11 protein-coding genes and 1 pseudogene are annotated in these 13,243 nt (G+C 72.5%); 11 read left to right on the top strand and 1 reads right to left on the bottom strand.

Annotation, left to right across the window (positions count from 1 at the left end; translation table 11 throughout):
• The first annotated feature begins 15 nt into the window (after positions 1-15).
• The 11 genes and pseudogenes from ACFU3E_RS04780 to ACFU3E_RS04730 all read left to right on the top strand — a co-directional run bounded on the left by ACFU3E_RS04780 (position 16) and on the right by ACFU3E_RS04730 (position 12,053).
• Complete coding sequence (locus ACFU3E_RS04780) at positions 16-891, top strand: universal stress protein (RefSeq protein WP_384152038.1); 876 nt, start codon at positions 16-18, stop codon at positions 889-891.
• A 79-nt stretch (positions 892-970) separates the two neighbouring features.
• Positions 971-2,446, top strand: a complete 1,476-nt coding sequence (locus ACFU3E_RS04775; protein WP_384152260.1) for an AAA family ATPase — start codon at positions 971-973, stop codon at positions 2,444-2,446.
• Between the two features lie 184 nt (positions 2,447-2,630).
• The gene (locus ACFU3E_RS04770; protein WP_384152035.1) at positions 2,631-3,200 is read left to right on the top strand and encodes a hypothetical protein; all 570 of its coding nucleotides are present in this window, start codon (positions 2,631-2,633) and stop codon (positions 3,198-3,200) included.
• On the top strand, positions 3,197-4,801 hold the full coding sequence (locus ACFU3E_RS04765) for an FAD-dependent monooxygenase (protein ID WP_384152032.1): 1,605 nt from the start codon (positions 3,197-3,199) through the stop codon (positions 4,799-4,801). Before ACFU3E_RS04770 ends, ACFU3E_RS04765 begins: the two co-directional genes overlap by 4 nt.
• Positions 4,802-5,122: 321 nt before the next feature.
• Entirely contained in the window at positions 5,123-6,913 is a 1,791-nt protein-coding gene (gene acsA, locus ACFU3E_RS04760) for an acetate--CoA ligase (protein ID WP_384152029.1), read from the top strand.
• Positions 6,910-7,998 (top strand): pyruvate dehydrogenase (acetyl-transferring) E1 component subunit alpha, encoded by a 1,089-nt coding sequence (gene pdhA / locus ACFU3E_RS04755; RefSeq protein WP_384152026.1) that lies wholly within the window; start codon positions 6,910-6,912, stop codon positions 7,996-7,998. Before acsA ends, pdhA begins: the two co-directional genes overlap by 4 nt.
• 7 nt (positions 7,999-8,005) lie before the next feature.
• Positions 8,006-9,001, top strand: coding sequence for an alpha-ketoacid dehydrogenase subunit beta (locus tag ACFU3E_RS04750; RefSeq protein WP_384152023.1), 996 nt, complete (start codon positions 8,006-8,008; stop codon positions 8,999-9,001).
• 2 nt (positions 9,002-9,003) lie between these two features.
• Positions 9,004-10,407 carry a 2-oxo acid dehydrogenase subunit E2 gene (locus ACFU3E_RS04745; RefSeq protein ID WP_384152020.1) on the top strand — a complete coding sequence of 468 codons (1,404 nt, stop codon included), beginning with the start codon at positions 9,004-9,006 and terminating at the stop codon, positions 10,405-10,407.
• The gene (locus ACFU3E_RS04740) at positions 10,404-10,649 is read left to right on the top strand and encodes an acyl carrier protein (protein ID WP_384152017.1); all 246 of its coding nucleotides are present in this window, start codon (positions 10,404-10,406) and stop codon (positions 10,647-10,649) included. Before ACFU3E_RS04745 ends, ACFU3E_RS04740 begins: the two co-directional genes overlap by 4 nt.
• An 8-nt stretch (positions 10,650-10,657) precedes the next feature.
• Positions 10,658-10,778, top strand: a pseudogene (locus ACFU3E_RS04735) (acetate--CoA ligase family protein); the annotation flags it as partial.
• A gap of 390 nt (positions 10,779-11,168) precedes the next feature.
• Complete coding sequence (locus ACFU3E_RS04730) at positions 11,169-12,053, top strand: universal stress protein (RefSeq protein WP_384152014.1); 885 nt, start codon at positions 11,169-11,171, stop codon at positions 12,051-12,053.
• A gap of 87 nt (positions 12,054-12,140) precedes the next feature.
• On the opposite strand, the gene ACFU3E_RS04725 is transcribed toward ACFU3E_RS04730, so the two are convergent.
• Complete coding sequence (locus tag ACFU3E_RS04725; protein WP_384152011.1) at positions 12,141-13,193, bottom strand: class I fructose-bisphosphate aldolase; 1,053 nt, start codon at positions 13,191-13,193, stop codon at positions 12,141-12,143.
• Between the last annotated feature and the right edge of the window lie 50 nt (positions 13,194-13,243).

Here is a 13,243-nt window from a genome sequence, read left to right as displayed (position 1 = left end):
ACGGAGGCAGTCGCCATGGAACGAGTCCTCACCGTCGGCCTCGACGGATCACCCGCGAGCCTCGCCGCCGCCCGCTGGGCCGCCGACGAAGCCGAGCGGCGCAACCTCACCCTGCGCCTGCTGCACGCGTGGCCCATGCTCGCGCCCGAACCGGCCGCTACCCCCGCGGAAGTCGATCAGAACTACTGGGCGAAGCGGCTCGTGCACACCGCCCAGGCGGAGCTCCAGTCGCGGCACCCGGGCCTCAGCGTCGTCGGCGACCTGGTGGCCGACGACGCCCAGGACGCACTGCTCCACGCCGCGTCGGAGTCCGAGATGCTCGTGCTCGGCTCGCAGGGCCTGGCCGCCGTGGCGAGCTACTTCCTCGGCGACATCAGCCTGGCCGTCGTCGCACGGGCGGAGCGGCCGGCCGTCCTGGTGCGTGCCGAGCGGCCGGAAGAGGAGCACCGCTCCCTGTCCGGTGCCCCGGGCGACGTCGTGGTGGCCCTGAAACTCCACGGCCCGTGCGACGACCTGCTCGAATTCGCCTTCACCACCGCCGCGGCACGAGGCGTGCCGGTGCGCGCGCTCCATGGCCGCAGCATGCCGCTGCACGCGTACACGCCCTGGGGTGTGGACCACACCGTGACCCAGGAGGAGCGACATGAGGCGCATCAGGGCCTGAGGCAGGTCCTGCGCCCCTGGCGCGAGAAGTTCCCGGGTGTCACCGTGTCCGACAGTGTCCGCCTGGACAGCCCCGCCAAGGCAGTCGTGGCCGCCACCACGGGCGCCCAGTTGCTGGTCGTCGGCCGACGCAGGCACCACCCTCCCCTGACACCGCGCCTGGGCCCCGTGGCGCAGGCCGCCGCGCACCACGCGCCCTGCCCGGTCGCCGTCGTCCCCCATGACTGAGCCGGGCCACGCCGGGGAGCCGATGGCGGCGGTGCGGCGGGAGGAGGCCTCCGGGTCCCCGTCGCCTCCGCGCGCCGAGGTGCGCGAGACCCACACCGCGGTGGTGCTCTTCATCGGGGACCGCGCGTACAAGGTGAAGAAGCCGGTCGACCTGACGTTCCTGGACCACACCACGGTGGCCGCCCGGCGGGCAACCTGTGAGCGGGAAGTCTTCCTCAACCGCCGCTTCGCCCCTGACGTCTACCTCGGCGTCGGCGCCTTCAGCAGCCCGGACAGCGAGGTGCCCGAGCCCGTCGTGGTGATGCGCCGCATGCCCACCGGGCGCCGCCTCTCCCGGCTCGTACGGGAGGGCGCCGCCGTAGACGACGTGCTGCGGGCCGTCGCCCGGCTGCTCGCCGCCCACCACGCGAGCGCTCCCCGCGGCCGGGAGGTGGACGAGCAGGGGACGCGCGACGCCCTGTCGTCGCGCTGGGAGGCGAGCTTCGCCCAGGTCCGTGCCCTGGCCGACGACGGCTCCGCGCCCGAGGGGGTGGCGGAGATCGAGCGCCTGGTGCGCCGCTACCTCGCGGGCCGCGAGCCCTTGTTCCACAGACGGATCGCGCAGCGGCGGGTGGTCGACGGCCACGGAGACCTGCTCGCCGAGGACATCTTCTGCCTCGACGACGGCCCGCGCGTCCTGGACTGCCTGGAGTTCGACGACCGCCTCCGCTACGTGGACGGCCTCGACGACGCCGCCTTCCTCGCCATGGACCTGGAACAACTCGGCGCCCCGGGCGCCGCGGCGTTCTTCCTCGCCGAGTACGGCGAGTACTCCGGCGACCCGGCGCCCCCCTCGCTTCGCCACCACTACGTCGCGTACCGCGCGTTCGTGCGGGCCAAGGTCTCCCTGATCCAGGCACGCCAGGGCACGCCCGGCACGCAGGCGACGGCACGCCGGCTGATCCTCACCGCCCTGCGGCATCTGCGCGCCTCCGCCGTCGGCCTGACCCTCGTCGGCGGGCTCCCGGGCAGCGGCAAGTCCACGCTCTCCGGGGCGCTCGCCGATCGGCTCGGCGTCACTCTGCTCAGCAGTGACCGCCTCCGCAAGGAACTGGCGGGCATCCCGGCGGAGCAGCCGGCCGGCGCCCCCTACGGCGAGGGCCTGTACTCCCCCGAATGGACCACCAAGACGTACGCGGCCCTCCTCGACCGCGCAGCGACCCTGCTGTCCCAGGGTGAGTCCGTCGTCCTGGACGCCACCTGGCACGACGCGGGACAGCGTGAAGCCGCCCTGGCCGTGGCCGAACGCGCCCACGCCGACCTCGTCGCCGTGCACTGCCGGGTCCCGGGCGAGGTGACCGCGACCCGCCTCGCCAGGCGCGCGCCCGGTGCGTCCGACGCCGGCGTGGACGTGGCGAACACCATGGCCGCAGCGGAACAGCCGTGGCCCGAGGCCGTCGGGGTCGACACGAGCGGCTCCCTGGAGGCCGCGGTGGTCCAGGCACTGGCAGCGATCCGCCCACACGCCGACAGCCAGGCCCCGGTCTTCCGTCGCCCCTACATGGAGCCGGACTAGGCGAGCGAGTCGGGACGTCCGCACGGAGCCGGGCGGGCAGCCACGTGCCGGCCGGCGTCACCAGGTCTCGCGGGACACGGCACCTTCCCTCAGGGTGGTGGGTACGGGGAAACCCCGGCCCCGCAGGAGGGCCGGCAGGGCCGCGCACCGTACGCCCGTTGCCGCTCTTCGGGAGGAGGACATCGTGGGTGAACAAGGGCCACTCGCCCCTGGCGTGGCATGGCGATCCGTGGCCGCCTGCTTCCTCTCCACCTTCGGGCTGCTCGCGGGGCGCCGGGTCCGTCTGCCGAGGGAACGGCGGGGGACGCGGCTGCACTTCGCCGACGGCACCTCGGCCCGGGTGTACCGGGAGACCCGCCTCGGCAGCGGTCTGGCGCGGGACCCGTGCACCCTGGTGGTCACCTTCAAGCTGCGCCTGGTCCGCGGGCCCGCGCACGCCCTGTTCCGCGCGGAAAGCCTGCTGAACACCCCGCTGTTCGTCGGTTTCCCCGGCTTCACCTCGAAGCTGTGGCTGGCCCACGACGAGCGCGACCGCTACCGCGGGGTGTACGAGTGGGACGGCCCGGAGCGGGCCGAACACTACGCGCGCTCCCTGTGGCGGGTGCTGGCGCTGGTCAGCGTGCCCGGTTCGATCCGCTACACGGTCCTGCCCGGCCGGCGCCGCGACGACGTCCTCGCCGACCCGGGACCGGCCGACGGCCTGGCACCGGACGACGACGCCGCGGACTGGTGGCGGATACAGGGCACGGCGTGACGACCGCGGTGGACGTCCTCGTGGTCGGGGCCGGTCCGACCGGCCTCACCCTGGCTCTCCAGGCCCACGACCACGGAGCACGGGTCCGGATCGTCGAGCGGCGCCCCGAGGCGTTCCGGCCCTCCCGCGCCCTCATCATGCATCCACGCACCCTGGAAGTCCTGCGCCCCCTCGGTGTCACGGACGCCCTGCTGGAGCAGGCGGACACCGCCCCGAAGGCGACCCTCCACCTCGGCTCCCGCGCTGTCGAAGCGAGCCTCGCGGACCTCGCACTGCCCGACACGGCGTTCCCGCACCTGTCGCTCGTACGGCAGACGGACGTCGAGAGGGTGCTGGCGCAGGCACTGGCCGACCGCGGGGTGGCGGTGGAACGAGGCACCGAACTGGTCGCCGTCCGCGACGACGGGTACGGCGCACGGGCCGTGCTGCGCACGCCGAAGGGCCCGGAGGTGATCCGCTGCCTCTTCGTCGGCGGCTGCGACGGCCCGGCCAGTACCACTCGGGCCTGCGCCGGCATCGGGTGGCACGGCAGGCCCTACACCGAAGAGGTGGTGCTCGCCGACCTCGACCTCAGCGGCACCCCCGGCGGATCCGGTGCCCAGCTGTTCGCCGGACGTCGAGGGCTGCTGTTCCTGTTTCCGCTGGGCGAGCAGGCCACCTGGCGACTGCTGGCCACGCGGGCGTCCCACGGCGGGCCCGGGCCGGACTTCGGCCAGCCCGGACCGCCCGTCCCGAGAAGCGAACTCCAGCACCTCCTGGGCGACGCCGGACTGGACGCACGGATCGAGCGCCTCGCGTGGTCGGCGCGGGTGCCGCTGCAGTTCCGCCTCGCCCGGCGGTTCCGCCGAGGGCGGCTCTTCCTCGCGGGCGACGCTGCACACAACTACTCACCGGCCACCGGCCAGGGCATGAACGCCGGCGTCCAGGACGCGGTGAATCTGGGCTGGAAGCTCGGCTTCGCGGCGAGCCGCCCGCACGATTCCACGGGCGGTCGGGACGCGGAAGTGCTGCTCGACTCCTATGACGGGGAGCGCAGACCGGCCGCCTGCCGACGGCTGTTCCTGACGCACACGGCGTTCTGGGCGGAGGCGTCGACCGGCCCGACGCCCTCGTGGCTGCGTGCGGCCGCCGCAGCGCGCGCAGCCCCGCTCGTGCCGGTCATCCTGCAGCGGAGGCGGCTGGTCGCCGAGGGGGTCCGTGTCATCTCCCAGCTACGGGTGAACTACCGGCGCAGCCCCCTGTCGGTGGAGGAGACACCGCACCTCCATGGCGCTCCCCGCCCCGGAGACCGCCTGCCGGACGCGACCGTCGGCGTCGGCGGTCCTCCACAACGGCTGCACGCACTCCTGGCCCGCCCGGGCGTGCACCTGCTGCTGCAGCGCGACGCCGCCCCACCACCCCACGAGGTACTCGGTCCCCACGTCACCGCCCTGCGGGTGGCGAACAGTCCCGGCCGCGGCCTGGTGGCCGTCCGCCCGGACGGGCATGTCGGCTTCCGGTGCGGGAAAGTCGACGCGGCCGGACTGAGCGGCTGGCTGTCACTGATCTGTGCCACAGGACAGCCACCAGGCCGGCCACGGCCGCCGGACGACGCCGGGTGACGGCCACGCGTCGGGGCGTCCCGGCGGTGCTGCACCGCGCGGGGCCCTGTCGGCCGCGCGGCCTGGGCCGTTCGGCCCTACCGCACATCGGCGGGTCGTGGTGCTATGGAAGTGAGTCGAGGGCATCTGAAATGGGATGCGGCGAAGCGGAGAGAAACCGCGCACCACGCAATCCGGATCCGCGAGAAGCGGGCGGCCCTCGGCTCCACTCTTGGGTGCCGACCCGATTGGTCCGTCCTGTGCCGGGCGGCACGGGCCCGCGCTGCGACCCGGCCCGGGCTGGGGGACTCTGGAGTGGGGCAGGCGTCGGAAGGAACGCCCATGCGCTGGGAGACGATCTCCAAGGACACCACACCGGCCGTTCCGCCGAATCTCACCGACTACGACCGCGCCCGGGCCGACTTCATCTGGGCGCGGGCCCACACCGCTCTGACCGGATTGCCCGGCGGTGGGCTGAACATCGCGCACGAGGCGATCGACCGCCATGTGGCTGCGGGCCTGGGTGACAAGGTCGCGCTGCGGTGCCTGTCCCGCGACAACGTCCTCTCGACCGTCACGTACGCCGAGCTGGCGCGCCGTACGGCCCGCTTCGCGAACGTCCTGCGGTCACTCGGCGTGGGCTACGGGGACCGGGTGTTCACGCTGCTCGGCCGCTGCCCCGAGCTCTACACGGCGGTGCTCGGCACGCTGAAGAACACCAGCGTGCTGTGCCCGCTCTTCTCCGCCTTCGGCCCCGACCCGGTCGAGCAGCGCCTGAGCCTGGGCGACGCCCGCGTGCTGGTGACCACCGCGGCCCTGTACCGGCGCAAGGTCGCCGAGCGGCGGACGTCGCTCCCCCTGCTCGCACACGTCATCGTCGTCGGGCCCGGAGCCGAGGAACTCCCCGGCACGCTCTCCTTCGACGAGCTGATGTCCGCCGCCCCGGACGGGTTCACCGTCCCGCCGACCTCCGCCGAGGACATGGCGCTGCTGCACTTCACCAGCGGAACCACCGGCACCCCCAAGGGCGCGGTCCATGTCCACGAGGCGGTCGTGGCCCACTACGCCACGGCCGCGTACGCGCTCGACCTGCACGCCGATGACGTGTACTGGTGCACCGCCGACCCTGGCTGGGTCACCGGCATGTCGTACGGCATCGTCGCCCCACTCGTCCACGGCGTGACGGTCGTCGTCGACGAAGGCGACTACGACGCCCGGCGCTGGTACCGGATCCTCGGCGAACAACGGGTGAGCGTCTGGTACACCGCGCCCACGGCCCTGCGGATGCTGATGCGCGCCACCCCCCGGCAGGGCCCGTACGACCTGCCGCGCTCCTACGACCTGTCGGCCCTGCGGTTCATCGCCTCCGTCGGCGAGCCCCTCAACCCCGAGGCCGTGGTGTGGGGCCGGGACGTGCTCGGCCTGCCGGTCCACGACAACTGGTGGCAGACCGAGACCGGCTGCATCATGATCGCGAACTTCGCGGCCTGCGAGATCCGGCCCGGCTCCATGGGGCGGCCGCTGCCGGGTGTCGAGGCGACCGTGCTGAAGCAGGGCGAGGACGGCCGGGCGCTGATCACCGACGGCAGGGTGACGGAGGCGGACCGACCGGACGTGGAGGGCGAGTTGGCGCTGCGGCCGGGCTGGCCGTCCATGTTCCGCGGCTATCTGCACGACAAGGAACGCTACGAGGCCGCGTTCGCCGACGGCTGGTATCTGACCGGCGACCTGGTCAGGCGGGACGCGGACGGCTGGTACTGGTTCGTGGGGCGCGCCGACGACGTCATCAAGTCGGCAGGGCACCTCATCGGCCCGTTCGAGGTGGAGAGCGCGCTGATGGAACACCCGGCGGTCGCGGAGGCCGGAGTGATCGGCCGGCCCGACCCCGTCGCCGGGAGCGTCGTCAAGGCGTTCGTATCGCTGCGGCCCGGCGTCGATGCCGCCCCGGACCTGGAACGGGAACTGCTGGCCTTCGCCCGTCGCCGGCTGGGCCCGGCCGTCGCGCCCCGTGAGATCGCCTTCGACCAGAACCTGCCCAAGACCCGCAGCGGCAAGGTCATGCGCCGCCTGCTGCGTGCACGTGAACTCGGCCTGCCCACCGGCGACGTGTCGACGTTGGAGGGATCCTCATGAGCGTGGCCCGCAACACCCGCACCAAGAAGGCCCCAGGAACCCCGAAGCCTCCCGGGAAGAACGCGAAGAAGGCCACGCCGAGGCACGCGAGGGGCGGGCGGGCAGCAGGTCCTGCTGCCGAACCCGCCCTGCACAGGATGGACCTGCTGGAGTCCATGCTGCGCATCCGCCGCTTCGAGGAGCGATGCGTCGAGCTGTACAGCGCGGCGCGGATCCGCGGCTTCGTCCACCTCTACATCGGAGAGGAGGCCGTCGCCGTGGGCGTCAACGAAGCCCTGACCCCCGAGGACGCGGTGGTCTCCACGTACCGCGAACACGGTCACGCGCTCGCTCGCGGCATCCCCGCCGAGGCCGTCATGGCCGAGATGTTCGGCAGGACGACCGGCTGCAGCGGAGGCCGCGGCGGCTCCATGCACCTGTTCGACGCGAGCCACCGCTTCTACGGTGGCAACGCGATCGTCGCCGGTGGTCTCCCCCTGGCCGCCGGACTCGCGCTCGCCGACCGCATGCGCGGACAGCACCGCGTCACCTGCTGCTTCTTCGGTGACGGCGCCTTCGCCGAGGGCGAGTTCCACGAGACGGCCAACCTCGCCGTCCTGTGGAACCTGCCGCTCCTGCTCATCTGCGAGAACAACCTCTACGCCATGGGCACAGCGCTCGAACGGCATGAGGCACAGACCGACCTCGCCCTGCGCGCCGCCTCGTACGGCATGGTCGCCTGGGCCGTCGACGGCATGGACGTCGAGGCCGTCGAGCACGCCGCCCGCCGGGCCACCGAAGCCATCCGGGCCGGGGCGGGCCCGCACTTCGTCGAAGCGCGTACCTACCGCTTCCGCGCCCACTCCATGTACGACCCCGACCGCTACCGGGACAAGGCGGAGATCGACCGGTGGAAGGCCCGGGACCCGATCGACCAGCTCATGGCCCGCTTGCGCGAGAACGGTGAACTGGGCGACGAAGAACTCGCCGGGATCGAGCAGCGCGCCACCCACGAGATCGACGACGCCGTCGAAGCGGCTGAACAGGCACCGGAGGAGCCGGTCGAGGACCTGCTCCGCCACGTCACCAGCGCCCCGGCGGGGTGAGGCGATCATGAGCACAGCGCAGCCTCAGACGGCGAAGACGACCTACCGGGAAGCGATGCGCGAGGCGTTGAGAGACGCCCTGAGCGCCGACGACCGCGTCTTCCTCATGGGCGAGGACGTGGGCCGCTACGGCGGATGCTTCGGCGTCAGCCTCGGCCTGCTGGAGGAGTTCGGGCCCGAACGGGTCCGCGACACGCCGCTGTCGGAGTCCGCGTTCGTGGGCGCCGGCATCGGCGCCGCCCTCGCCGGGATGCGGCCGATCGTCGAGATCATGACCGTCAACTTCAGCCTGCTCGCCCTCGACCAGATCCTCAACAACGCCGCCACCCTGCTGCACATGTCGGGCGGTCAGCTCCCCGTCCCCCTGGTGATCCGTATGACCACGGGCGCGGGGCGGCAGCTCGCCGCCCAGCACTCCCACAGCCTGGAGGGCTGGTACGCACACATCCCGGGCATCCGCGTCCTCGCGCCGGCGACCGTCGAGGACGCCCGCCACATGCTCGCCCCGGCCCTCGCCGACCCCGACCCGGTACTGGTCTTCGAGCACGGAAGCCTCTACAACGCCTCCGGTGAACTCTCCGCGCCCGCCGCGCCCGGGGACATCGATCACGCCGCGGTCCGCCGGCCCGGCACGGACGTCTCCCTGATCACCTACGGCGGTTCACTCCCCAAGGCGCTCGCGGCAGCGGACGAACTGTCCACCGACGGCATCAGCGCCGAGGTGGTCGACCTGCGCACCCTGCGTCCCCTCGACGACGAAGCCATCACCGCCACCGTGGCCGGCACGCACCGCGCCGTGGTCATCGACGAAGCCTGGCGCACCGGCAGCCTCGCCGCCGAGATCTCCGCACGCATCGCCGAGGAGTCCTTCTACGCACTGGACGCCCCGGTGGAGCGGGTGTGCAGTGCGGAGGTCCCCATCCCGTACGCCCGGCGGCTGGAGGAGGCCGCTCTGCCCCAGACCGCCGACATCGTCGCGGCGGCGCACCGGGCGGTGGGCTGATCATGGCCGAGTTCACCATGCCGTCCCTGGGCGCCGACATGGACGAGGGCATGCTCCAGGAGTGGCTGATCCACCCCGGCGACCAGGTCCACAAGGGCGATCCGGTCGCCGTCGTGGAGACCGCCAAGTCCACGATCGAGGTGGAGTGCTTCGAGACCGGGACGATCGGGAAGCTGCTGGTCGAGCCCGGTACGACGGTGCCGGTCGGCACGGCTCTCGCACTGATCGAGCCGGCCGCGGAAGAATCCCGGAAAGCGGAAAGGCCCCGGAAGGCGGAGAAACCCCGGAAGCGGGAGAAGCCCCGCCTGCCCGAAGGGGCCGAGGCGAGGCGACCGGCCCGGCGGGCGTCACACCGCGCACCGGCTCCCGCCCGGCCGGAACTCACCGCCGGGCCGCCGGCCGACCGTGAGCGTGGACACCTCGAAGCGGGCCCCTTGCTCCGGCACCTCGCCGAATACAGCGGCGTCGAACTGGAGGGGCTCGAGGGGTCGGGGCCCGGAGGGCGCGTCACACGGACCGATATCGAACAGGCAGCCGCTGCCGCTCGGCCCTCACGGCTGCGAGCCACCCCCCTCGCCCGCCGGCTCGCCGCCGAACTGGACGTCGACCTGACCGCGGTGGCGGGGACCGGCAAGGACGGCGCTGTCCGCGCCACCGACGTGCGCGAAGCGGCCTCGCGACCGGCACCCACGGCCGCGCCCGTGCCGCATGTCACCGCCCCGGTGCGGCCCTCGGCGGACCACACGGACACGATGCGCCAGGCGATCGCCGGACTGATGGCCCGCGCGAACCGGGACATCCCGCACTACTACCTGTCCACGACCGTCGACCTGGCCGACGCCATGGAATGGCTGCACGAGCACAACCGGCAGACCCCGGTCGGCGAGCGGTTGCTGCCCGCGGCCCTGCTCCTGAAAGCCGCGGCCCTCGCGGCCCGTGAGGTCCCCGAGCTCAACGGCTTCTGGACCGACGACCGTTTCGAGGCGGGCGACGGCGTCCACCTCGGCATGGCCGTGTCGCTGCGGGGCGGCGGGCTCGTCGCCCCCGCCCTGCGCGACGCCGACACGCTCCCGCTCCCCCAGCTGATGGCCTCTCTGAAGGACCTGGTCACCCGCGCCCGCACCGGCAGGCTCCGCGGCTCGGAGGTGTCCGGCTCGACCCTCACGGTCACCCATCTCGGTGATCAGGGCGTGGAAGCCGTCTTCGGTGTCATCTACCCGCCCCAGGTGGCCCTGGTCGGCTTCGGACGCGTCGTGGACCGGCCGTGCGCCGTGGACGGCCTCCTCGGCGTACGCCCCGTCGTCACCGCCACCCTGTCCGCGGACCACCGGGCGACCGACGGCGCCGTCGGAGCCCGCTACCTGACCGTGGTCGACCGCCTCCTGCACCACCCGGAGCAGCTGTGAACCGTACCGAAGCGCTGGACATCGTCAAGGAATCGATCACCCGCGTCATCCCCGACGCCGACTTCACCGCCGTCGGGCCCGACGCCCCGTTCCGCGACACTCTCGAGATGGACTCGCTGGACTTCCTCGGCTTCGTCGAGACGCTCAGCGAGCGGACCGGCATCCGCATCGACGACGAGGACACCCCTCAGCTGACCACGCTGTCCTCGAGCACCGAGTTTCTCCTCGCCCACACGACGTGAGCAGGCAGGTGACGTTCGGACGGGGCGGCACGGCCGTCGAGGTACTCGCCGACCACACCGCACGGCTCGCGCCGCTCCACCGATCTCGAAGTACACGGCCTGATGACCGCGCCGGGCCCACGGCCCCTGTCCGCGACAGGCTCCGCTGAGCCGGCTCCTGCCCGCGCGCTCCTGAGGGAAGGCGGAGGATGATGAGACACAGCGAGGTCGGTGCGCTGATGGCATGCGGCACACCGTCGAGGAGGTCGCCCCGGCTGCTCGCCGAGCGCCGGATCAGCGGCCTTCCCGTGGCCCGCCGCGCCCGTCCGGGCCAGGTCCCGGCCCGGACGGCCGGAGGGCTGATGTCCCACCCGGCCGTCACCGTCCACAGCCGCGCCTGGAGGGAGACGTCAAGGGACGCATCGTCCGGATGATCGTCGTCTCCGGGAAGGTCGGCGGCTTCCGCGGCTTCGAGCAGATCGCCGCCCGGGCGACGACGGTGGCCGGGGGCCTGTCGAGTGAGCAAGCCGGGAGTGGGCTATGACGCACAGACAAGAAGGCAACCCGATCGTGGCCGGTGTCGACCCCGATCCGGGTCAGCGCATGGCGCTCGCCTGGGCCGCCGACGAGGCGGACCGGCGCCGCCTGCCCCTGCTGCTCGTCCTCGCACAGAACGTGCCGACCCCGGGGTACCGGCCGGTGGACGGGCGGCCGTCCTGGGAGGAGTGGAACCAGACCCTGCACGCGACGGGGGACGCCGTGCTGAGGGAGGCGGTGGGCTTCGTCGAGTCACGGCACCCGCGGGTTCGGGTCTCCGGGATGCTGGCGGAGGGGCATCCCGCCTGGGTGCTGCGTGAACAGGCGCAGAACGCCACGGCGATCGTGCTCGGCTCCTGGCACCTGGGTGCTCTCCAGGAGCTCTTCACCTCCGCGGCCGTCACGCTGCCTCTCATCGCCCACGCACCGTGCCCTGTCGTGGTCGTACCGGAGTCGGAGCACATCACCCAGCAGCCGCCGTACTTCGTGGTCGGGGTCGACGGCAGCCCCCGATCCGCCGCCGCGGTCGACTTCGCCTTCGAGGAAGCCGCCCTGCGCGGCGCGGTCCTGCGGGCCCTGTACGTGTGGCACGCGCCGCCCCTCGGCGTCCTGGACGAGGACGCGGCCGTCCAGGACTGCCGTCGGCTTCTGTCCGAGACGGTGGCTGGACGTACCACCGCCCATCCGGAGGTGGAACTGCACCACGAGGTCGTGCGGGGCCATCCGGTACAGATCCTCGCCAAGGCGTCCGAACACGCCCTCGGCCTGGTCGTGGGCACCCGCGGCCGCGGCGGCTTCACCGGCATGGTGCTGGGCTCCGTCAGCCAGGGCGTACTGCACCACGCACACTGCCCGGTCATCACCGTCCCGCACACGCACGACCGGTAGGCCGCGGGTCACCGGAGCATGTCGTCGCGTGTCACCGGCCCGGTCCGGGCGTCTCGGCGCCGGGCGACGGGACGGCCGGCGCCCCGGTCAGGCCACCGTGATGCTGTCGTCCAAGTAGACGTCCTGGACGGCGTGGAGGAGTTCGATGCCCTCTGCGGTGGGCCGCTGGAAGGCTTTGCGGCCGGTGATGAGCCCGGTGCCGCCCGCCCGCTTGTTGATCACCGCAGTGCGTACGGCCTGCGCGAGGTCCCCTTGGCCTGCCGACACGCCGCCGCTGTTGATGAGTCCGACCCGGCCCATGTAGCAGTTGGCCACCTGCCAGCGGGTGAGGTCGATCGGGTGATCGGTGGTGAGCCTGTCGTACAGGAGATCGTCGGTCCTGCCGAACTGCAGCGCGGGGTAGCCGCCGTTGTTCTCCGGCTGCTTCTGCTTGACGAGGTCGGCCTCGATGGTCACGCCGAGGTGGTTGGCCTGCCCGGTGAGGTCGGCCGACACCGAGTAGTCCACGCCGTCCTTCTTGAACGCCGGGTTGCGCAGGTAGCACCACAGCACGGTGAACATGCCCAGTTCATGAGCGCGCGCGAAGACCTCACTGGCTTCCTGCAACTGGCGGTCCGACTGCTCCGAGCCGAAGTAGACGGTGGCGCCGACCCCGGCCGCGCCGAGTTCGAAGCACTGCTCGACGTTGCCGAACATGATCTGGTCGTCATGGTTCGGGTAGGTCAGGAGCTCGTTGTGATTGAGCTTCACGATGAACGGGATCCTGTGCACGTAGCGCCGCGACACGGCCCCGAGCACACCGAGCGTGCTCGCGACCGCGTTGCAGCCGCCTTCGATGGCGAGTTCGACGATGTTCTTCGGGTCCAGATAGCGGGGGTTCCTGGCGAACGCCGACGCCGCGGAGTGCTCGATGCCCTGGTCGACCGGCAGGATCGACACGTGCCCCGTGCCGGCCAGACGGCCATGGTCGAAGAGGGACTGCACATTGCGCAGCACTCGGGGCGGCCGGTCGGACCCGGCCACGGTCCGGTCGACGAAATCATGACCGGGGAGTACCAGGTCTTCCTTCGGAATGCCCTGGGCGCTGTAGGCCAGCAGGTCGTCGGCCTCGTCGCCCAGCAAGCCTCGGATGTCGGTCATCGGATTCGCCCCTCCGGTCGTTCGGGAGTACCGAGAGACGGAACCCGGGT

The organism is Streptomyces sp. NPDC057424 (genome assembly GCF_042803315.1).
Classification (GTDB): Bacteria; Actinomycetota; Actinomycetes; order Streptomycetales; family Streptomycetaceae; genus Streptomyces.
This window is presented reverse-complemented; position numbering and strand designations above follow the sequence as displayed.